Origin of the sequence: Neopusillimonas aromaticivorans (genome assembly GCF_030344915.1) — a bacterium.
GTDB classification, from domain to species: domain Bacteria; phylum Pseudomonadota; class Gammaproteobacteria; order Burkholderiales; family Burkholderiaceae_B; genus Neopusillimonas; species Neopusillimonas aromaticivorans.
On record NZ_CP128233.1, the window covers coordinates 2,394,436 to 2,416,171 of the forward strand.

Here is a 21,736-nt window from a genome sequence, read left to right on the forward strand (position 1 = left end):
GTGGCTGATTCAAGCTACAATTGCGGGTTTTCTTTATCACAAGCCTGCAGGCCAATGAATACAACACACGCTCGTCAACGTCTGGTTATCGGTAATTGGAAAATGAATGGCAGCCTGGCGGCTAACGCAGCGCTGTTGCAGGCCGTGCGCGCCGGTTCTGAAGCGCAAGCCGGTTGTCAGGTGGCAGTGTGCGTTCCGTTTCCGTATCTGGCGCAGGCTCAGGCCCAACTGTCGGGCGGTACGGTATCCTGGGGCGCACAAGACGTCAGCGTTCACGCCTCGGGTGCCTACACCGGTGAGGTCAGTGCCGGCATGTTGAATGATTTTGCGTGTCGCTGGGTTTTGGTGGGTCACTCTGAACGGCGCAGCTATCATGCCGAAACCGATGAGCAGGTCGCTCTAAAGGCAGCCGTGGCTTTGCAGGCTGGCTTGACGCCTGTGGTTTGCATCGGCGAAACCTTGCAGCAACAAGAGGCCGGTGAAACAGCGCAGGTCATCAGCCGTCAGTTGGGGCCCGTGCTGGCCTTGGGCGCTCAGTCCGTTTCCCGTATGGTCATTGCTTACGAACCCGTGTGGGCGATTGGTACAGGTCGTACCGCGACACCCGAGCAGGCTCAGGCAGTGCATGCGCTTGTTCGGCAGGCGCTTGAGGCTTTGGGTGTTGGGCAGGTTCAGGTGCTGTATGGGGGTAGTGTCAAGGCCTCCAATGCGGCCAGCTTGTTTGCCATGCCCGACATTGATGGTGCCCTGGTGGGTGGTGCGGCACTGGTAGCCGATGAATTTTTAGGTATTGTGGCCGCGTAAGGCCCGGAGTAATCAAATGCAATGGTTGTCATCCCTTCTTCTGGCGATTCAGGTGATCTCATCGCTAAGCATTATTGTGCTGGTGCTGCTGCAGCAGGGCAAGGGTGCAGACATGGGCTCATCGTTTGGTGGCGGGTCTGCGGGTAGTCTTTTCGGGGCAACCGGTGCGGCCAACTTCTTGTCGCGTACCACCAAGTGGGCTGCCGTGGTGTTTTTTGCCTCGACCATTGGTCTGGCGTTTGTGTCGCATCGTACGGGTGACTCCATCATTGATTCGGGCATTATGCAGGGCTATCAATCTGAGCAGGCACCTGCCGCAGGTCCCGCTGTACCGCAGGTGCCGGGCAGTGCGCCAGAGTCTTCGTCGGCTGTGCCTCAGGCACCCGGTACGGTAGTTGTTCCCGCTGCGCCTGCCGATTCGGGTGCTGCCGTGCCTCAGGCGCCTGCGTCTAACTGATGTTGCTGATTGTGGTGTGGCCCCTTTTTGGGGCTTGCGCTACTAAAGCGCTTGGGTGCAAAAAGATCGTTGTAGTTTATTTTTCTGAAAAAGCATGCTAAAATAGCGTGCTTTACTGCTGGTGGTATTCAGTAAGTAATCAAGCCGACGTGGTGGAATTGGTAGACACGCTATCTTGAGGGGGTAGTGGCGAAAGCTGTGCGAGTTCGAGTCTCGCCGTCGGCACCAAAATTTAAAACCCGCATTGCTAGTGCAATGCGGGTTTTTTGCGTCTTTCGTTAATATAGAAATGCAAATCGTTTACAATTTCATTATTAATAGTGTTTTTGGCTGTTCGTTTATCAGCCGGTTTTGCGAGGTTTTGTAATGAAAAAAATGCTTCAGCGATTGGCGGGGGCGTGCTTGTTGGCCTGCTCTTCTGCGTTGTTGGCTGCAACGCCCCAGGCCGTGGTTAAAACGTATGCGGATGTTGCCCAGGCCAATTATGAAGATGCGCTGGGTGGTGCCAGGCGGTTGCAGGCTGCCGTTAGTCGTTTGCTGGAGGCTCCGTCTGCAGAGACATTGGCGGCTGCGCGTCGGGCCTGGATCGATGCACGCGTGCCGTATCAGCAAACTGAGGCCTTCCGCTTTGGTAACCCCGTCGTTGATGCGTGGGAAGGGCGTGTCAATGCCTGGCCGCTGGATGAGGGCATGATTGACTATGTCGACGCCGCTTATGGTACGGATTCCGAATTGAATGCCTATTACGTGGTGAATGTGATTGCCAACCCTCAGCTCAAGATTGGTGGCAAAAATGTGGATGCCTCGAACATTACGCCTGAATTGTTGCGCGAGGTTTTGCATGAGGCGGATGGCAACGAGGCCAATGTCGCAACCGGCTACCATGCGATCGAGTTCTTGTTATGGGGACAGGATCTGAATGGCACAGGCGCCGCGCCCCAGGGGCGATCGGGAACGCCGCAAGAGCGTCATGCGGGTAATCGGCCATATACCGACTATGACACGGCGAATTGTTCGGGCGGCAATTGCGAGCGTCGTGCGCAATATCTCAAGGTGGCAACCGATCTGCTGGTCGATGATCTTGAGGAAATGGTGACCTGGTGGCAGCAGGGCGGGAAGGCGCGTGCGGCCATCGAGGCGGATGGCAAGGCCGGTTTGGTTGCCATGCTGACCGGCATGGGCAGCTTGTCGTACGGTGAACTGGCCGGCGAGCGGATCAAGCTGGGCCTGATTTTGCACGACCCCGAAGAAGAGCATGATTGCTTTTCCGACAATACGCATAACGCCCACTTCTACAACCAGCAGGGTATTGTCAATGTCTATCTGGGTCGATACGCCGGCGCAGACGGGCAGCGTATCGAGGAGCCTCGGTCAGCGATCTGGTGCGTGCAATTGATCCAGCGCTTGACGATGAAATGAAGGCGCGCCTGGATTCGACGTTGGCCGCCATGGAGGTCATGCGTGAGCGTGCAAAGAACGTGGAAACCTATGATCAGATGATTGCACAAGGTAACGCCGAAGGTAATGCGGTGATCCAGACGATTGTGGATCAACTGGTAGCGCAGACGCGCACCATCGAGCGCGTGATTGCAGCGTTGGGCCTGGCGGGGGTGCAGATTGAGGGTTCTGACAGCCTCGATAGCCCGGCGTCCGTGTTTCAGTAACGAGTTCAGACAGGGTAAGTAACGACAGGTCGATGTGCATGGGCATTGGGTTGTGGGGCAATGGAACTGGCTTATGGTGAAAAAGCAATGGATATTGGCGCTCGGAGTGACGGCTGTTATATCAGGCATTGCGGTGCCGGTCTTGGCCCAGGTGCAAGGGCTTGGCGGACGCGCAGATTTAACTCAAGAAGACCGGATTCGTGTTCTGAAGGTGACCGCGCCGACGACTGATTTTTCCGTGGCCGAGCCGTTCGAGCTGATGCAGGGTGGTGCCGGTACGGTATCGAAACTGGTCAATGCGGATATTTTTCCCAACCGGCTGCCAATCTTGATTTTGAAGGGCGGCAAGCCTTTATGGTCGGCAATGGCTTGTTTCGTAAAGACTGGGTTTCGTCGCCGTCATCAACGCTTGCGTCTGACGGATTGGGGCCTTTGTTCAATGCCCGTTCGTGCCAGGCCTGTCATGTAAAAGATGGCCGGGGTACGGTGCCAGGGCTTGATCCCGCAGATAAAAGCGAGGCCATGGCGTTGTTGATCCGGTTTGGGCTGCCCGGTGGTTCGGCAGACCCGGTTTATGGGCGTCAATTTCAGCCATTTGCGGTGCCTGGTCTGGCGGGTGAGGGGCGGTTGCAGATTGATTACATCGATGTTCCGGTAACGCTGGCAGGGGGTGAAACGGTAACGCTCAAGAGGCCAGCTGTACGCCTGATGGATATGGGGTATGGCGCGCTGCATCCAGATACTCAACTCTCGGCGAGGCTCGCGCCGCCTATGCTGGGGCTGGGCCTGCTTGAGGCGATTCACGTCGATGATATCGTGCGCAATATTGAAACACCGGACGCACATCGTGACGGTATAACGGGTCGGGTGAACTGGTTGGTCGATCCGGTTTCCGGTCGGCAGGTGCCCGGCCGTTTTGGCTGGAAGGCCGAGCAAGTCGATGTCAGGCATCAGTCTGCCGAGGCGTTTTCCATGGATATGGGGCTTTCGACCCCGTTCAAGCCTGATCCTTTTGGAGACTGCACTGATGCGCAGGGCGCTTGTCGTGCGATGCCGACGGGTGTGCAATCCGTCCTGGGCGAACATGAGGTGCCCGGCAATCTGATTGATTTTGTGACGATGTATTCGTCGAATCTTGCGTTACCCCGGCGTCGGAATGTCGATGCTCCTGAAGTCCTGGCGGGCAAGCGTTTGTTTTATGCGTCCAACTGCATCGCGTGTCATACGCCCAAATATGTCACCCGTCGAGACGCGGCGCGGCCCGAGCACCGTTTTCAGCTGATCTGGCCCTATACCGATATGTTGTTGCACGATATGGGGGCAGGTCTCGCTGATGGCAAGGGTGAAACCCGCGAGCAGCGTGAATGGCGAACACCGCCATTGTGGGGGATCGGCTTGACCAAGGTGGTGAACCCCAGCGCGACCTGGTTGCACGATGGCCGGGCGAGGACGTTGCTTGAGGCGGTATTGTGGCATGGGGGCGAGGCGCAGGCCGCACGTGATCGTGTGGTCGGTATGACGCCGCAAGACCGTAAAAACCTGATTCTGTTTCTGGAGTCGTTGTAATGCGTGGTGTGCTGTGTGTCAGTGTGATGTTGGCCTTGCCGCTGTCGGTGTCCGGGCAGGAAGCGGGGCAGGGGTGGTTATCCGGGTATATCCAGCCCGCGATGCAGACGTTCGAGTCGGCCGCGAAAAAGACCGAAACTTCTTTGGTCGCCCTGTGCACGCAGGAGGCGATACTCCGACAGGGTGCGGACAGCACGAAAGCGGCTGAGGCAGCGCAACAAGCCAAGCTTGATTTCAAGGCGCTGGTACTGGCCTGGTCTCGAATCGAGTTTTTGCGTTTCGGTCCGTTGGTCGAGGAAAACCGATATGAACGCATCAGCTTCTGGCCAGATCCGCGTAATGTGATGCTGCGACAGATTCCCGGTGTCCTGGCACGCTATTCGCGGGGCGAGCCGGTTGATTTGTCTGCGCAAAGTGTGGCGGTTCAGGGCTTGCCGGCGCTTGAGTATCTGCTTTACGGGAACAATGGTTTGCTGAATCCGGCGCCTGGCAACGTACGGGTTGATGATGTCCGGTCGGGTGGGGGTGTGCAGCCGGATGTGGTGGTTGTTCCTGGTAATCAGACCGTGCCCGATGTGGTCAGGGGCGCTGTGATTATTCAGTGGACATTGCCCGTAATCTGGTAGGTCTGGCGGGTGCGTTGTCGGCCGCTTGGGCGGCTGACGGAGTCTGGGGCGGTGGTTTTGCCAATCCGGCAACGGGGCGTGACACCTATCGCAGTCACCAGGAAGTGCTTTCCGAAAGTGTAAAGGCCTTGTCGGGCGGCTTGCAGTTTGCTGCCGAGGTGAAGATGGGGGCGGCGGTGGGCAGGCCGGGTTCGACAGGGTTGTCTGCATCGAATGTGTTAGCTGGTGAGGCTCTGTCTGCAGATGCAGGGCGTTCGACCCTCAGTGTACAACGGTTACCCTGGTGGCGTAGCGGGTTGCACGCAGATGCGCTGGTGGCGACATTGCAGGGCATGGGTGCTTATTACGTCGCAGGGCACCTCGCCCTGGGCGCGTCGGGCTGGGCTGGTGCTCAGTGGCAAGCCGAATTGAAGCAGGCGGTCAACCTCATCGAATCCGATGGCACTGGGCGGCAGGGGTGGCAGGCGGCACGTCTGGTGCTGACCAATGCCAGGCGTGTTCTTGATGAAGATATCGCGCCCGCACTGGGGGTCGGTCTGGGTTTCAATGCGCTTGATGGTGATTGACCGGCGCCGTTTCTTGACCGCCGGGCTGTTGGCCGTGGCGGGGGCTGGGTGTAAACCGCCTGATGGCGGCCGGCTTTGCATCAGCGCAGCCTGCTTATACAACTGCAGGGGGTCTGTCGGCCCGGTCTCTTTATGTGGCTGCCCGTAAATCCGGTGGTCGTTACGAGGTGGCGGTGTTCAACAGCCATGGTCAGGTCGTTCAGATCGTGCCCTTGCCAGATCGCGGTCATAGTTTCGCCCTTGATCCGGCGGGTTCTCGGGTCGTGGCATTTGGACGTCAGCCCGGTTTTTATGCGGCGGTGTTCAACATTATTGAGGGTGCGGGTGAATCCGATATTGCCGAGGGTAAGGGCGAGAGTGAGTCCGGGGTAACAGTAATGCCCGAATTGATCGAGGCCGCACCGGGTTGTCACTTCTTTGGTCATGGGGTATTCGCAGATCAGGGCAGGGTCATGGCAGCGACCGAGAATGACTATGAGAATGGCCGTGGTGTCATTGGCATTTATCAGGCGGGCAACGGCGGCAACGGCTGGCGTCGTGTCGCCGAGTTGGATTGCTTCGGCGTCGGGCCGCACGAGATGATTCTTCTACCCGATGGCCAAACCGTCTGCGTCGCCAATGGCGGTTTGTTGACTCATCCTGATTACGGCAAACTGGTGCTTAACCGGGCTACCATGAGGCCCTCTCTGGCCTATATTGATTTGGCCTCGGGCCGTTTGCTTGAACAGGTTTTTTACCTGAATCGTTTCGGCAGTTGTCCCTTCGTCACCTTGCGCTGGACGTACAGGGCAAGGTCTGGTTTGGTGGCCAATACGAGGGGCCCTCAACACACAGGCTGCCGCTGGTGGGTTTTCATCGTCGCGGCGAGCCCCTGGAATTCGCTGTGGTGCCCGACGAATCGTGTTGGCAGGGTATGCGCAATTATGTGGGCTCTGTCGCCGCCGATGCGCAGGGCAATTATATTGCCACGACCAGTCCTCTTGGCGGCGTCGTCATGATCTGGCATGCCGATAGCGGGAAATGGGCTCAAACAGTGATGGTGCCCGATGGTTGCGGCGTGGCGCCGGCAACTGCGAGTGGGTTTCTGCTGGGCAGTGGTCAGGGTGATTTATGGCATGCGACAGACCACCTTGTGCGGTTGGCCAGGAGCCCGGTGGCCTGGGATAACCATATCCGCCGGCTGGAACGCTAAAACATAGGGTAGCAGGTATAGGCAATAACCCGTAGGTTGTTGTCTTTCCGGTACTTTTTCTGCATTGTGACAATATGATTACAGTTCATAACCAAACGGTTTGGTTCATAAATAGAATAATAAAAAAATGAGTATAAACATGTGGTTAATTAAATTTATGAAAGTAATTTAAAGATATTTTTCTTGTTTGTCGTGGAGGTGGTTGCGCTGAAGTTGTTGCGTTGCCAGAACCAAGGGTTTACCCTAGGTTTTGGGGTTTCGAAAGGTGTTTTTGTTGTTTGATGGCAACGCCTGACCCGAAATAAAACATGTTTTTGTCGATCAAGATGGCAAGGTCGGCAGATTTTTGATGCAATAGACCCAACTTCCGATCACGGGGTTAAACAAGGCGGCTGAACCAAACAGGATTTGGCCCCACTTACTCAAATCTACGGAGAATTCACAAATGAAAAAGAGTCTGCTCACAGCCGCGCTGGTCGCTGGCTTTGCTGCTACAGGCGCTCAGGCTGAAACATCGGTAACGCTGTACGGCGTTCTTGACGGTGGCGTTCAGTACCAAAAATTCAAAGGCACCGATGCTGCCGGCAATTCCGCAAGCCGTGATTACGTCGGTGCTGCCAGCGGTGTGAACTCGGGTAACCGTTGGGGTCTGAAAGGCTCTGAAGATCTGGGTAACGGCCTGAAAGCTGTTTTCACACTGGAAAGCGGTTTCAACATCGGTACAGGTCAATCCGAGCAAGGTAACCGCCTGTTCGGTCGCCAGGCTACTGTTGGTCTGCAATCCGACGCATGGGGTCTGGTCGAAATCGGTCGTCAAACCAACATTGCTTCCAAATACTTCGCCGGCGTTGCCAGCCCCTTCGGTACAGATTTCGGTCAAGCCAACATCGGCTCCGCATTCAGTGCTGCAGGCAGCCAGCGCTACGACAACATGTTGATGTATCAAACCCCGAAATTCGCGGGTTTCCAGTTCGGTCTGGGTTACTCGTTCAACGCGAACGGCGCTCAATCGGCTGATCTTGCCAATGGCGACAACCCCAATACACGTGCATGGACAACCGGTCTGCGTTACGGTAACGGCCCCCTCGAAGCTGCTCTGACATACGACAGCATCAAGCAGCCTGACACAGCGCGCAGCCCTGTTCGTGCAAGCGCATGGGCCCTGGCTCTGTCGTACGACTTCGAAGTTGTTAAAGTTCACGCTGCCGGCGGTCAAACCCGTAACGGCTGGTTTGCAGCTAACTCGTCGCTCAACGGTGCTGATGCCATCAATGGCGTTGGTCCTCGTCTGAGCTCGAACAGCTTCAACGACGACCTGAAAGTCAATTCGTACACGCTGGGTCTGAGCGCACCTATCGGCGCAAACAGCAAGATCATGGCTAGCTGGATGATGGCTGATCCTTCGAGCAGTGGCGTAAACAACTGGGGCGACGACAAGCAAAACGTTTACAGCCTTGGCTACACATACAACCTGTCGAAGCGCACCAACCTGTATGCTCTGGCTTCTTACGCCAACGGCGTAAACTTCCAGGACGATCTGAAAGCAACTCAAGTTGTTGCTGGTGTTCGTCACCGCTTCTAATCTTGTCTAGCAAGATTTAAAGTCAGCAAAAGCCACCTTCGGGTGGCTTTTGTGTTTATGCTGCGTTGCGGGAAGATTTGTATCAGGCGCGGGTAAACCCGAAAAAAGCAGGCTCAAAATGATACAATCCAAAAGTTTACTTAACGACTAGGCGCATGGCATGAACCTGCAAGAATATTTCCCCGTTCTGCTCTTCATCATTGTGGCAACGGCCATCGGGTGTGCATTGCTGATGGTTGGTCGGGTGTTGGGTCCGCATCGCCCATACGCCGAGAAACTGTCGGCCTACGAATGCGGCTTTGAGGCATTTGACGATTCGCGCATGAAGTTCGATGTGCGCTACTACCTGGTCGCCATTCTGTTCATCTTGTTCGACCTTGAAATCGCCTTTCTGTTCCCGTGGGCCATAGCGAATGGCACGGTGGGTCTGGTGGGCTTCTGGACGGTCATGGTGTTTCTTGCCGTGCTTACCGTCGGCTTTCTCTATGAGTGGAAAAAAGGCGCTCTCGACTGGGAATGATCGGTCGGGTTTCCGGTGCCGGCATCCTGTCGGTCCGTTGCGTCGTGGCAGGCCGTCGCGTGGTCTGCAGTGTTCTCTCTATTGGTAATTAGGCAAAATCATGGCAATTGACGGCATTCTCAAAGAAGGCTTTATCACGACCAGTGCAGACAAGTTTCTGAACTGGGCCAAAACCGGGTCGCTGTGGCCCATGACCTTCGGTCTGGCCTGTTGTGCAGTCGAAATGATGCATGCCGGTGCGGCCCGTTACGACCTTGACCAGTTTGGCATCATTTTTCGTCCCAGCCCCCGTCAGTCCGATCTCATGATCGTTGCGGGTACGCTGTGCAATAAAATGGCGCCGGCGCTACGCAAGGTTTACGATCAAATGCCTGAGCCGCGCTGGGTGGTTTCCATGGGGTCCTGTGCCAATGGTGGCGGCTATTACCACTATTCGTATTCCGTTGTGCGCGGTTGTGATCGTATTGTTCCTGTCGATGTCTACGTGCCGGGTTGTCCTCCCACGGCTGAGGCACTGGTTTACGGTTTGCTGCAAATGCAAAACAAGATCCGTCTGACCAACACCATCGCCCGCTAAACGGCCTGCTGCTTTCATCACCGTATAAAGATCTCATCATGACCCGGCTTGAAACGCTGAAAAACAATCTGCAGGCACAGTTTGGTGCCAGTTGCATGCTTACCGAGGCCTTTGGCGAACTGACGCTTGAAGTGCCTGCCGATCAATGGGTTGACGCTTGCAAAACGTTGCGCGACCAGTCGGGTTTGTTGTTCGAATCCTGTATCGATCTCTGTGGTGTTGATTACTCCACCTATGGCGAACCGGCCTTTATGGTGCCGGCACCAAAGTTTCCGCACCGTTTTGCGGTAGTGCTGCACCTGATGTCCGTTACCAAAAACTGGCGTTTGCGTGTGCGCACCTGGGTGCCTAACGACGAGTTCCCGGTTGTCGCCTCGCTGGTCAATGTGTGGCCCAGCGTCAACTGGTTCGAACGCGAGGCCTTTGATCTGTTTGGTATTGTGTTTGAAGGGCACCCCGACTTGCGCCGTATTCTCACCGACTATGGCTTTATCGGTCACCCTTTCCGCAAAGATTTCCCGTTGTCGGGTAACGTCGAAATGCGCTACGACACCGAACAAAAACGTGTGGTGTACCAGCCGGTTTCCATCGAGCCTCGTGAAATCACCCCGCGCATCATTCGTGAAGAAGGCTACGGAGTAGAGCGTTAATATGGCCGAAATCAAAAATTACACCCTGAACTTTGGCCCCCAGCACCCGGCAGCGCACGGGGTGCTGCGTCTGGTGCTCGAGCTTGATGGTGAAGTCATCCAGCGGGCAGATCCGCATATTGGTTTGCTGCATCGCGCAACCGAAAAGCTGGCCGAGCATAAAACGTTCATCCAGGCGCTGCCTTACATGGATCGTCTCGATTACGTGTCCATGATGTGCAACGAGCATGCCTATGTCATGGCCATAGAAAAGCTTGCGGGTATTGAAGTGCCGCTGCGCGCTCAGTACATCCGGGTCATGTTCGACGAAATTACCCGTATTCTCAATCACCTGATGTCGATTGGTTCGCACGGTCTTGACGTTGGTGCCATGGCTGTTTTCCTGTATGCCTTCCGTGAGCGTGAAGACCTGATGGACTGCTATGAGGCGGTCTCGGGGGCGCGTATGCACGCGGCGTATTACCGGCCGGGTGGTGTTTATCGCGACTTGCCTGACACCATGCCTCAGTATGGTGAAACCAGCAAATACCGCAGTGCCAAAGAGCTTAAAGCCATGAACGACGCCCGTTCTGGCTCCATGCTCGACTTTATCGAAGACTTCACCAATCGCTTCCCGACCTGTATCGACGAATACGAAACACTGCTGACCGATAACCGTATCTGGAAGCAGCGCCTGGTGGGTGTGGGTGTCGTTGACCCCGAACGCGCAAAGGCGCTGGGCTTTACAGGCCCCATGTTGCGGGGTTCCGGCATCGCCTGGGATTTACGCCGTATGCAGCCTTACGAAGTGTACGACCGCCTTGAATTTGACATTCCGGTCGGCACCAACGGTGACAGCTACGACCGTTATCTGGTGCGTGTGGCCGAAATGCGCGAAAGTAACCGCATCATTCGCCAGTGCGTTGAATGGTTGCGCAATAATCCGGGGCCGGTCATTTCCGATAACACCAAAGTCTCGCCGCCTTCGCGTGAAGGCATGAAAACCGACATGGAAGACCTGATTCACCACTTCAAGCTGTTTACCGAAGGCATGCACGTGCCGCGTGGTGAAGTGTATGCCGGCGTTGAGCATCCCAAGGGCGAGTTTGGCATTTATATGGTGGCCGATGGCGCCAATAAACCGTATCGGCTGAAAATCCGTGCGCCCGGGTTCGTGCATTTGCAGGCGCTCGACGAAATGTCGCGTGGGCACATGATTGCCGACGCGGTAACCATTATCGGGACACTGGATATCGTGTTCGGTGAAATCGACCGCTAAGCCGGCGCCCAATCAAGGTAAATACCGGGTTCAAATTATGCTGCTTTCCGAAAAAGCCTATCAGAAGATTGACCGGGAACTCGCCAAGTTCCCCGCCGACCAACGACAATCGGCCATCATGGCCGCCCTGACCATTGCGCAAGACGAAGCCGGATGGGTTTCGCCGCAGGTCATTGAAGACGTCGCCAGGCATATCGGTGTTGCGCCGATCGCCGTTCAAGAGGTGGCGACCTTCTACAACATGTACAGTACCAAACCTGTCGGTCGTTACAAGCTCAGTGTCTGTACCAATCTGCCCTGTGCGCTGCGCGACGGGGTAGGGGCTGCCGAGCATATCAAAAAGACGTTGGGTATCGGCTTTCACGAAACCACTCCCGATGGTCTGTTTACCTTGCTCGAAGGCGAGTGCATGGGGGCGTGTGGTGATTCTCCCGTCATGCTGGTGAACGACAAGCACATGTGTGTACGAATGGCGCCAGAAAAAATCGATGCCATGATCAATGAACTCAAGAAGCACGGGGTGCAGCATGAGCACCGCCGATATTCTCAAGCAATTCTCTGAAGGTCTTGCCATTGCGCCCAACAATGATTTGTCGCGCAGCATGATTTTCCATGGGCGTCACATTAGTCCACAGATCGTGGCCGATCTTGATGGCACGAACTGGCGCCTGGACGATTACGTCAAGCGTGGTGGTTACGAGGCTTTGCGCAAGGTGCTGACCTCGGGCATGAAGCCCGAAGATGTCATTGCCGAAGTCAAGTCATCGGGTTTGCGCGGTCGTGGCGGTGCAGGCTTCCCGACGGGCCTCAAATGGAGCTTCATGCCCCGCAACCTGCCGGGCCAGAAGTACCTCGTGTGCAACTCAGACGAAGGCGAGCCAGGCACCTTCAAAGACCGTGACATTCTGCGTTTCAACCCGCATATCGTTATCGAAGGCATGGCCATTGCTGCCTATGCCATGGGTATCAGTGTGGGTTACAACTATATCCACGGCGAAATTTTTGAAATCTACGAGCGCTTCGAAGAAGCCCTTGAAGAGGCGCGTCAAGCCGGTTTCCTTGGTGACAACATTCTGGGCTCCGGCTTCAGGTTCCAGCTGCATGCCTTTCATGGTTTCGGTGCCTATATTTGCGGTGAAGAAACCGCCTTGCTCGAATCGCTGGAAGGGAAAAAGGCCAGCCACGCTTCAAGCCGCCGTTTCCGGCCAGTTATGGTTTGTACGGCAAGCCGACCACCATCAACAATACCGAAACCTTTGCTGCCGTACCCTGGATCATCCGCAATAGCGGCCAGGCCTATCTTGAAACCGGCATTCCCAATAACGGCGGTACCAAGCTGTTTTCGGTGTCGGGCGACGTCGAGTTGCCTGGCAACTACGAAATTCCCATGGGTACACCGTTTTCAAAACTGCTCGAACTGGCAGGCGGTGTCAAGGGTGGGCGCAAGCTGAAGGCCGTTATTCCCGGGGGTCCAGTGCGCCGGTCGTACCTGGCGACATCATGATGCAGGCCACCATGGACTACGACAGTATTGCCAAGGCCGGGTCGATGCTGGGCTCCGGGGCGGTCATTGTCATGGACGAGACCCGCTGCATGGTCAAATCATTGCTGCGACTCTCGTACTTCTACTACGAAGAAAGCTGTGGCCAATGCACGCCGTGCCGCGAAGGTACTGGCTGGTTGTATCGCATCATCGAACGCATTGAAAACGGTCAGGGTCGGCCCGATGATCTCGATGTGCTTGATTCGGTGGCCGCCAATATCATGGGGCGCACCATTTGCGCTTTGGGCGATGCTGCTGCCATGCCGGTTCGCAGTTTTATAAAGCACTTCCGCGACGAGTTCGCACACCACATCCAGCATAAAAGCTGCGTGGTGCCCAAATATTTGTAGGGTCAGGATACGCTAATGGTTGAACTCACCATCGACGGCAAACAAGTCGAAGTCCCCGAAGGCAGCATGGTCATGCATGCGGCCAACAAGTTGGGGCTGTATGTGCCGCATTTTTGCTATCACAAGAAACTCTCCATCGCGGCGAACTGTCGCATGTGCCTGGTTGAAGTCGAAAAGGCGCCCAAGCCCATGCCTGCCTGTGCCACGCCTGTGACCAATGGCATGGTAGTGCACACCTGTTCTGAAAAAGCAGTGTCGGCACAGAAAAGCGTCATGGAGTTCCTGCTCATCAATCACCCGCTCGACTGCCCCATCTGCGATCAGGGCGGCGAGTGCCAGTTGCAAGACCTTGCGGTGGGGTACGGTGGTACCGGTTCGCGCTACCAGGAAGAAAAGCGGGTTGTCTTCCACAAAGAAATGGGTCCACTCATTTCTGCCGAAGAAATGCCCCGTTGTATTCACTGTACGCGCTGTGTGCGTTTCGGTCAGGAAGTCGCCGGTGTCATGGAATTGGGCATGCTCAATCGTGGCGAACATTCCGAAATCACAACGTTTGTCGGGCGTGCCGTTGAGTCCGAACTCTCGGGCAACATGATCGATATCTGCCCGGTCGGTGCGCTGACGTCCAAACCGTTCCGTTACACTGCCCGTACATGGGAACTGGCGCGTCGCCGTTCCGTCAGCCCGCACGACAGTGTCGGCGCGAATATCGTGGTCCAGGTCAAGGGCGATCACGTCATGCGTGTCGTGCCCTTTGAAAATGAAGACGTCAACGAGTGCTGGATTTCTGACCGCGATCGTTTTGCCTATACGGGTCTGAACACCGAAGATCGTTTGGCACACCCTATGGTGAAAGACGCCAGCGGTCAATGGAACGAAGTCACCTGGGGTGACGCGCTGCAGGCTGTTGTCAAAGGGCTGCGCAAGGTGCGTGATGAAAGCGGTGCTGCGCAGATCGGCGCGCTGGGCAGTGCCCTGGCAACGACCGAAGAATTGGCATTGCTGGCACAGCTGACCCGTGCACTGGGTTCGGAAAATGTGGATTTCCGTTTGCGCACCACCGATGCAGGGTTTGGTGCAGCCGTTGCGGGTACGCCCTGGCTGGGCATGCCTATTGCCGAACTCGACAATGTCGATCGCGTGCTGGTGGTCGGTTCGTTCTTGCGCAAAGATCATCCGTTGTTTACCCAGCGTTTGCGTCAGGCGGTGAAGCGTGGGACACAAGTGTCATTCATCAGCGCCGCTCATGATGACCCATTGTTCCCGGTGGCCGGCAAGCTGGCAACCACGCCATCGCTCATGCCCAATGCAGTTGCCCAGGTGGTTGTCGCATTGGCGCAGGCCAAAGGCCAGCCCGTTCCGGCCGCGCTGGCTCAAGTCCAGGTTTCTGACGAGGCCCGCCATATTGCCGATAGCCTCGCCTCAGGCGATAACGTTGCGATTCTTATCGGTAACATGGCCGCTGAATCGCCCGTCGCTTCGCTGGTGGCGGCCAATGCACAAGAAGCGGCCCGGTTGGCTTCTGCAAAATTCGGCTTTCTTACCGCTGGCGGTAACACCGTAGGGGGTATCTGGCCGGTGCAGTGCCCAAGGCCAACGGCCTGACCGCCGCACAAATGCTTGAAAATCCGCTCAAGGCCTACATCGTCTTGCACGCCGAGCCCTTGTTTGATGCCGATAATGGTGCGAAAGCCGTGCAGACCCTGCAAGCGGCCGAGTTTGTGGTTGCCTTGACACCGTACGCGTCAGCGGCACAAGACTGGGCCAACGTCATGCTGCCCGTTGCGCCCTATACGGAAACCTCCGGTACTTTTGTCAATGCCGAGGGGCGTGCGCAGAGTTTCCGTGGTACGGTCAGTCCGCTGGGCGAGTCGCGTCCGGCCTGGAAGGTGTTGCGCGTCATGGGCAACCTGTTCGATCTGCCGGGCTTTGACGATGAAACATCCGAGTCCGTACGCGACACCGTTCTGGCGGGTAACGTGGCTGATCGCCTGTCCAATACGGTGGTCCTCGCACCGGCATTGTCCAGTCAGGTTCAGGGGCTCGAGCGTGTGGCCGATATGCCCATTTATCGCTCTGACGCCATTGTTCGTCGTGCCGAACCGTTGCAGGCCGCTCCCGCGTCGCAAGCGCCTGTTTTACGTGCCCATTCGTCCACGCTGGCCGCGTTGGGGCTGGCCGCGGGTGAGTCCGCCCGAGTCAAGTCAGCGGCCGGGGAAGTTGTCCTGTCTGTCCAGGTCGATGACGGTGTTGCTCAGGGTGCCGTACGTGTTGCTGCCGGTTTCCCGCAAACCCTGGCCCTCGGTAGTGCCTTTGGCCAAGTCACTGTGGAGCGTGTCTAAATGGAATGGCTCTCTATGCTTGAAGCGTTCGGCACCGGCCTTATCGGCCCGACGGCCTGGTATGTGGTCTGGACGCTGGTAAAAATCATCATTATTGCCGTACCTGTTATTTTGTGCGTGGCTTACCTGACGTACTGGGAGCGCAAGATGATCGGCGCGATGCACGTGCGCCTGGGGCCCACCAAGGTCGGTTACCGGGGGCTGCTGCAACCCTTTGCCGATGTTTTCAAATTGCTGACCAAAGAGCTGGTGGTGCCCGGTCAGGCCAACAAGGTGTTGTTCATCCTGGCGCCTGTGGTGACGCTGATGCCGGCGTTGGCGGCTTGGGCCATTGTTCCGTTTGGCCCCGACCTGGTGCTGTCGAACGTCAATGCCGGTCTGCTCTACCTGATGGCAATTACCTCGGTCGGGGTATATGGCGTGATCGTGGCCGGTTGGGCCTCGAACTCGAAGTATGCCTTTCTGGGCGCGATGCGCGCGGCCGCTCAAATGGTGTCGTACGAACTGGCGATCGGTTTCGTCATGATCACCGTGCTGTTGGTATCGGGCTCGCTGAATGTCAGCGAAATTGTCTGGGGGCAAGACCGTGGCATGTTCGCCGATACCGGTCTGAATTTCCTGTCCTGGAACTGGCTGCCTTTGTTGCCGTTATTCGTCATTTATGTCGTGTCTTGCGTGGCGGAAACCAATCGCCATCCGTTTGACGTGGTGGAAGGCGAGTCGGAAATTGTGGCCGGTCACATGGTCGAATACTCCAGTACTGCTTTTGCCCTGTTCTTTCTGGGCGAATACGCCAACATGATTCTGCTGTCGGCGATGGCCTCCATCATGTTCCTCGGCGGCTGGTTGCCTCCTGTCGACATTGCCCCGTTCACCTGGGTTCCGGGTTGGCTGTGGCTGGGCATCAAGACGTTCTGCGTGGTGTCGTTGTTTATCTGGTTCCGCGCCACTTTCCCGCGTTATCGCTACGACCAGATCATGCGTCTGGGCTGGAAAATTTTCATTCCACTTACCGGTATCTGGTTGCTGATCGTTGCGATCTGGATGCAAACGCCATGGAATATCTGGCAATAAGGGATGGCAGGGGTTAATTATGGAAGCGATTAAAGATTTTTTCGGCAGTTTGCTGCTCTCGGAGATGCTCAAGGGCATGCGCCTGACGGGCAAGTATTTCTTCAAGCGCAAGGTGACCTTGCGCTACCCGGAAGAAAAGACGCCGGCCTCGCCACGGTTCCGTGGCCTGCATGCCTTGCGACGCTACCCCAATGGCGAAGAGCGTTGCATTGCCTGCAAGTTGTGCGAAGCCGTTTGTCCGGCCATGGCCATCACCATCGAATCAGAGCAGCGTGCCGATGGTTCCCGTCGCACAACACGTTATGACATCGACCTGACCAAATGCATTTTTTGCGGGTTCTGTGAAGAAAGCTGTCCGGTCGATTCGATTGTCGAAACGCATATTCACGAGTATCACGGTGAAAAGCGCGGCGATCTGTACTTCACCAAAGACATGCTGCTTGCCGTGGGTGACCGCTATGAGCCCGAAATTGCTGCCCGTCGCGCCGCCGATGCGCCTTACCGTTAACACCAGGGCCTCAAGACCATGACATTTTCTACTGTCCTGTTTTATCTGCTGGCCATAGTGCTGGTGGTTGCAGCGTTCCGTGTCATTACGGCGCCCAACCCCATTACGGCTGTTCTTAATCTTATTCTGGCGTTTTTCACGGCGGCCATGCTCTGGATTCTCATCGGTGCGGAATTCCTGGGGTTGCTGCTGGTTCTTGTGTATGTCGGCGCCGTGATGGTGCTGTTCCTGTTCGTCGTCATGATGCTTGATGTTCGCTCGGAAAGTTTGCGCAAGGGGTTCAAGGCCTATTTGCCTGCCGGGTTGCTGGTGGGGCTGATCATGGTGCTGGAAATGGCCTTCGTACTCGGGCGTACATGGTTTGATGCCGGTGCGCCTGCCGAGCAGGGCCCCGACTACAACAACACCCGCGCACTTGGCGAACTGATGTACACCGATTACGTTTTTGCCGTAGAGATCGGGGCCGTCATTCTGCTGGTGGGCATGGTGGCTGCCATCGCCCTGACACTGCGCAAGCGTCGCGATGTCAAATACAACAACCCGTCCGAACAGGTCAAAGTGCGCGCCAAAGATCGCGTGCGTCTGGTCAGTGTGCCTTCGCAAACTGAAGCACCGTCCAAGGAGTCTACCCAATGACGATTACGCTTGCGCATTATCTTATTCTGGCTGCCATCCTTTTTTGTATTGGTGTTTTCGGCTTCTTCGTGAACCGTCGCAATCTGCTGATCCTGCTCATGTCCATCGAGCTGATCCTGTTGTCGGCCAATATCAATTTTGTGGCGTTTTCTACCTGGTTCGGTGAAGCTTCCGGGCAGGTTTTCGTGTTCTTCATCCTGACCGTTGCCGCAGCTGAAGCGGCGATTGGTCTGGCCATTCTGGTGTTGCTGTTCCGTAACCTCAATACCATCAATGTCGAAGAACTGGATCACCTTAACGGTTGATGGATAGCCAATTATGAGTTCAACCAATTTATATCTTCTCATTGCTCTGGCGCCGTTGGCCGGTGCATTGATCTCGGGCTTGTTCGGTACCGGGTTTCTGGGCCGTCAGGTCGGTCGCAGCGGTGCGCACTTCATTACCATCCTGGGTGTGCTGGTGTCCTTTATTGGCTCGGTCATTGTTTTGTTTCAGGTACTTGATGGCCAGACGTTCGATGGTACGGTGTATACCTGGAACGCCATTGGTAGCGTCGATATTGAAATCGGTTTCCTTATCGACAGCCTGTCGGCACTCATGATGGTGGTGGTGACCTCGGTTTCCCTGATGGTCCACATCTACACCATTGGCTACATGGCCGATGACCCCGGCTATCAGCGTTTCTTTTCCTATATTTCGCTGTTCACGTTCTCGATGTTGATGCTGGTCATGTCCAACAACATGCTTCAGCTGTTCTTCGGTTGGGAAGCGGTAGGCCTGGTGTCGTACCTGCTGATTGGCTTCTGGTACACCAAGCCCACAGCCATTTTCGCGAACATGAAGGCCTTTCTCGTCAACCGTGTGGGTGACTTCGGTTTCATTCTGGGCATTGGGCTGCTGTTCGCCTATACCGGCAGCATGCACTATGGCGAGGTGTTCGCCAAAACCGGTGAGTTGTCGACCACGGTATTCCCGGGTACCGACTGGCAGTTGCTGACAGTCGCATGTATCTGTCTGTTCATTGGTGCCATGGGTAAATCGGCGCAGGTGCCCCTGCATGCCTGGCTGCCCGACTCGATGGAAGGCCCCACCCCGATTTCCGCACTGATTCACGCCGCCACCATGGTGACTGCCGGTATCTTTATGGTTGCGCGTTTTTCACCGGTGTTCGAACTGTCGTCGACCGCGCTGTCGTTCATCATCGTTATTGGTTCGATCGGCGCCTTGTTCCTGGGTATTCTGGGCATCATCCAGACTGACATCAAGCGTGTGGTGGCGTACTCCACGCTGTCACAGCTGGGCTACATGACAGTTGCCCTGGGGGCATCGGCGTACTCGGTGGCAATTTTCCACCTCATGACGCACGCGTTCTTCAAGGCCTTGCTGTTCCTGGGCGCAGGTTCCGTCATTATCGGTATGCATCATGACCAGGACATCCGCAATATGGGGGCTTGCGCAAGTACATGCCCGTCACCTGGATCACGTTTCTGATCGGTACCCTGGCCTTGGTCGGTACGCCATTCTTCTCGGGGTTCTATTCGAAAGAACATATCATTGAAGCGGCCGGTGCTGCCAATGTCTGGGGGCAACGTTTGCCTACTACTCCACCCTGATTGGCGTATTCGTTACTTCGCTGTACTCGTTCCGCGTGTATTTCCTCGTGTTCCATGGCAAGCCCCGTTTCGATACTGAAGGGCATGGTCATGCCGCGCACGGCCACGATGATCACGGCCATCACCTTGGTACGCCGCACGAATCGCCGTGGGTGGTGACGTTGCCTCTGGTGCTGCTGGCTATTCCGTCCGTCATCGCCGGTATCCTCGTCATTGACCCATTGCTGTTCGGCAGTTTCTTCCAGGGTGTCATCACTGTGCTGCCCGAGCATCCGGCCATGGCCGAGCTGGCCTCGCACTGGCATGGTTGGGTCGCTTACGCCTTGCATGGCTTTGTCACGGTTCCGTTCTGGCTGATGGTCGCTGGTCTGGTGGTGGCCTGGTACTGCTATATGGTCAACCCCAAGGTGCCCGCCGCCATCAAGCGCAGCCTGTCGGGTATCAATACCATCCTCGAGAACAAGTACTACGCCGACTGGTTCAACGAACAGGTTCTGGCACGTGGTGCGCGTTGCCTGGGTCGTGGCCTGTGGCAGGCCGGTGACCGTGGCCTGATTGACGGGCTGCTGGTGAACGGCAGTGCGCGTGTGGTGGGCATGGTTGCGGCCATCAGCCGTCACCTCCAGTCTGGCTACATTTATCACTATGCCTTTGCCATGATCATCGGCATCCTGGCGTTCTTAACCTTTTTGTACTGACGGTTCAATGATGGCTAGCGATATGGCGTCTTCAACTACTCCTTGGCTCACACTGTCGATTTTCGTTCCGATCATCGCCGGCCTGATTGTGCTGCTGATCGGTCGTGACGACCGCAAGTGCCTGACGCGCTGGTTATCGTTGGCCGGTGCGGTGGTCAGCTTCCTGGTGACCTTGCCGCTGTATGCCGGTTTCAACAATGCTACAGCCGACATGCAGTTTGTCGAAAAGGCCCCTGGATTGAAACCTTTGCAGTCAATTACCACTTGGGTATTGACGGCATTTCGTTGTGGTTTGTGCTGCTTACTGCCTTCATCACCATTATTGTGGTGCTGGCTGGCTGGGAAGTCATCCAGCAGAAAGTGGCCCAGTACATGGCATCGTTCCTGATCCTGTCAGGGTTGATGGTCGGGGTGTTCGCGGCACTTGATGGCATGCTGTTCTATGTGTTCTTCGAGGCCACGCTGATCCCGATGTACATCATCATTGGTGCCTGGGGCGGTCCAAATCGCGTGTATGCCGCGTTCAAGTTTTTCCTGTATACCCTGATGGGCTCTTTGCTGACACTGGTCGCTTTCCTGTACCTGTGGCATGCATCGGGTGGATCATTCGATATCCAGACCTGGCATGAACTGCCCCTGGCCTACACCCCGCAGGTGCTGGTGTTCATTGCCTTGCTGGCGGCGTTTGCGGTCAAGGTTCCCATGTGGCCGGTGCATACCTGGTTGCCCGACGCCCACGTTGAGGCGCCTACAGGGGGTCGGTTGTGCTGGCCGCCATCATGCTCAAACTGGGGGCCTACGGTTTTCTGCGTTTTTCGTTGCCGATTGCGCCTGATGCGTCCCAAGGTCTGGCTGGCCTGATGATCGTCCTGTCGCTGGTTGCCGTTATTTATATTGGGCTGGTGGCCATTGTTCAAGACGACATGAAAAAGTTGGTGGCCTATTCATCTGTTGCGCACATGGGCTTTGTCACGCTCGGCTTCTTCATTTTCAACACCGCCGGGATGGAAGGTGCGATCGTCCAGATGGTGTCGCACGGGTTTGTATCCGGTGCCATGTTCCTGTGTATCGGCGTTTTGTACGACCGCATGCATACCCGTCGTATTGATGCTTACGGCGGTGTCGTCAATGTCATGCCGCGTTTTGTGACCTTTTTCGTCCTGTTTTCCATGGCCAATGCCGGCCTTCCGGCGACCAGCGGTTTTGTCGGCGAGTTTACCGTCATCATGGGTGCGGTTGAATACAACTTCTGGATCGGGTTACTGACGGCATCGGCCCTGATCTTCGGCGCGGCGTATTCGCTCTGGATGGTCAAACGGGTGGCTTTCGGCGACATCACCAATAACGAGGTCAAGGGGATGTCCGATCTGAATTCACGTGAATTCCTGATCATGGGCATCATGGCTATCGCGGTGCTGTACATGGGTATCTATCCCAAACCCTTTACTGACGTGATGCACGTATCGGTTCAGGCGCTGCTTGACCATGTTGCTGTTTCGAAACTGTAGGC

General features: G+C 56.1%; 15 protein-coding genes, 1 tRNA gene and 7 pseudogenes. All 23 read left to right on the plus strand.

Going from position 1 to position 21,736, the window contains the following annotated elements:
* Nucleotides 1-54 precede the first annotated feature (54 nt).
* Complete coding sequence (gene tpiA, locus N7E01_RS13200; RefSeq protein WP_289173196.1) at nucleotides 55-804, plus strand: triose-phosphate isomerase; 750 nt, start codon at nucleotides 55-57, stop codon at nucleotides 802-804.
* 16 nt (nucleotides 805-820) lie between these two features.
* Nucleotides 821-1,261, plus strand: a complete 441-nt coding sequence (gene secG / locus N7E01_RS13205) for a preprotein translocase subunit SecG (protein WP_289173197.1) — start codon at nucleotides 821-823, stop codon at nucleotides 1,259-1,261.
* Between the two features lie 143 nt (nucleotides 1,262-1,404).
* Nucleotides 1,405-1,489 (plus strand) — tRNA-Leu (locus N7E01_RS13210).
* Between the two features lie 138 nt (nucleotides 1,490-1,627).
* Nucleotides 1,628-2,925, plus strand: a pseudogene (locus tag N7E01_RS13215) (imelysin family protein).
* Between the two features lie 76 nt (nucleotides 2,926-3,001).
* Nucleotides 3,002-4,491, plus strand: a pseudogene (locus tag N7E01_RS13220) (di-heme oxidoreductase family protein).
* Complete coding sequence (locus tag N7E01_RS13225) at nucleotides 4,491-5,117, plus strand: imelysin family protein (RefSeq protein ID WP_289173198.1); 627 nt, start codon at nucleotides 4,491-4,493, stop codon at nucleotides 5,115-5,117. Before N7E01_RS13220 ends, N7E01_RS13225 begins: the two are co-directional and overlap by 1 nt.
* Complete coding sequence (locus tag N7E01_RS13230; RefSeq protein ID WP_289173199.1) at nucleotides 5,093-5,683, plus strand: hypothetical protein; 591 nt, start codon at nucleotides 5,093-5,095, stop codon at nucleotides 5,681-5,683. The genes N7E01_RS13225 and N7E01_RS13230 overlap by 25 nt, the downstream gene beginning before the upstream one ends.
* 62 nt (nucleotides 5,684-5,745) lie before the next feature.
* Nucleotides 5,746-6,354 (plus strand): annotated as a pseudogene (locus N7E01_RS13235) (DUF1513 domain-containing protein); the annotation flags it as partial.
* A gap of 83 nt (nucleotides 6,355-6,437) precedes the next feature.
* Entirely contained in the window at nucleotides 6,438-6,875 is a 438-nt protein-coding gene (locus N7E01_RS13240) for a DUF1513 domain-containing protein (RefSeq protein ID WP_289173200.1), read from the plus strand.
* Between the two features lie 445 nt (nucleotides 6,876-7,320).
* Entirely contained in the window at nucleotides 7,321-8,457 is a 1,137-nt protein-coding gene (locus tag N7E01_RS13245; RefSeq protein ID WP_289173201.1) for a porin, read from the plus strand.
* A 160-nt stretch (nucleotides 8,458-8,617) separates the two neighbouring features.
* Nucleotides 8,618-8,977: an NADH-quinone oxidoreductase subunit A gene (locus N7E01_RS13250; RefSeq protein WP_289173202.1), complete on the plus strand. Its 360-nt coding sequence runs from the start codon at nucleotides 8,618-8,620 to the stop codon at nucleotides 8,975-8,977.
* Between the two features lie 100 nt (nucleotides 8,978-9,077).
* Nucleotides 9,078-9,554, plus strand: a complete 477-nt coding sequence (locus tag N7E01_RS13255) for a NuoB/complex I 20 kDa subunit family protein (protein WP_017524972.1) — start codon at nucleotides 9,078-9,080, stop codon at nucleotides 9,552-9,554.
* A gap of 38 nt (nucleotides 9,555-9,592) precedes the next feature.
* Nucleotides 9,593-10,204 carry an NADH-quinone oxidoreductase subunit C gene (locus N7E01_RS13260; protein WP_289173204.1) on the plus strand — a complete coding sequence of 204 codons (612 nt, stop codon included), beginning with the start codon at nucleotides 9,593-9,595 and terminating at the stop codon, nucleotides 10,202-10,204.
* 1 nt (nucleotide 10,205) lies between these two features.
* Entirely contained in the window at nucleotides 10,206-11,462 is a 1,257-nt protein-coding gene (locus N7E01_RS13265; protein WP_289173205.1) for an NADH-quinone oxidoreductase subunit D, read from the plus strand.
* Between the two features lie 37 nt (nucleotides 11,463-11,499).
* Nucleotides 11,500-12,024 carry an NADH-quinone oxidoreductase subunit NuoE gene (gene nuoE / locus N7E01_RS13270; RefSeq protein WP_289173206.1) on the plus strand — a complete coding sequence of 175 codons (525 nt, stop codon included), beginning with the start codon at nucleotides 11,500-11,502 and terminating at the stop codon, nucleotides 12,022-12,024.
* Nucleotides 11,990-13,355, plus strand: a pseudogene (gene nuoF, locus N7E01_RS13275) (NADH-quinone oxidoreductase subunit NuoF). The gene nuoE and the pseudogene nuoF overlap by 35 nt, the downstream one beginning before the upstream one ends.
* A 15-nt stretch (nucleotides 13,356-13,370) precedes the next feature.
* Nucleotides 13,371-15,697: pseudogene (gene nuoG / locus N7E01_RS13280) on the plus strand (NADH-quinone oxidoreductase subunit NuoG).
* Nucleotides 15,698-16,771, plus strand: a complete 1,074-nt coding sequence (nuoH, locus tag N7E01_RS13285) for an NADH-quinone oxidoreductase subunit NuoH (protein WP_289173207.1) — start codon at nucleotides 15,698-15,700, stop codon at nucleotides 16,769-16,771.
* Nucleotides 16,772-16,790: 19 nt separating this feature from the next.
* On the plus strand, nucleotides 16,791-17,279 hold the full coding sequence (gene nuoI, locus N7E01_RS13290; protein ID WP_289173209.1) for an NADH-quinone oxidoreductase subunit NuoI: 489 nt from the start codon (nucleotides 16,791-16,793) through the stop codon (nucleotides 17,277-17,279).
* 18 nt (nucleotides 17,280-17,297) lie between these two features.
* The gene (locus N7E01_RS13295) at nucleotides 17,298-17,915 is read left to right on the plus strand and encodes an NADH-quinone oxidoreductase subunit J (protein WP_289173210.1); all 618 of its coding nucleotides are present in this window, start codon (nucleotides 17,298-17,300) and stop codon (nucleotides 17,913-17,915) included.
* Nucleotides 17,912-18,220 (plus strand): NADH-quinone oxidoreductase subunit NuoK, encoded by a 309-nt coding sequence (gene nuoK / locus N7E01_RS13300; RefSeq protein ID WP_289173211.1) that lies wholly within the window; start codon nucleotides 17,912-17,914, stop codon nucleotides 18,218-18,220. The genes N7E01_RS13295 and nuoK overlap by 4 nt, the downstream gene beginning before the upstream one ends.
* A gap of 10 nt (nucleotides 18,221-18,230) precedes the next feature.
* Nucleotides 18,231-20,226, plus strand: a pseudogene (nuoL, locus tag N7E01_RS13305) (NADH-quinone oxidoreductase subunit L).
* Nucleotides 20,227-20,233: 7 nt separating this feature from the next.
* Nucleotides 20,234-21,734 (plus strand): annotated as a pseudogene (locus N7E01_RS13310) (NADH-quinone oxidoreductase subunit M).
* Nucleotides 21,735-21,736 lie beyond the last annotated feature (2 nt).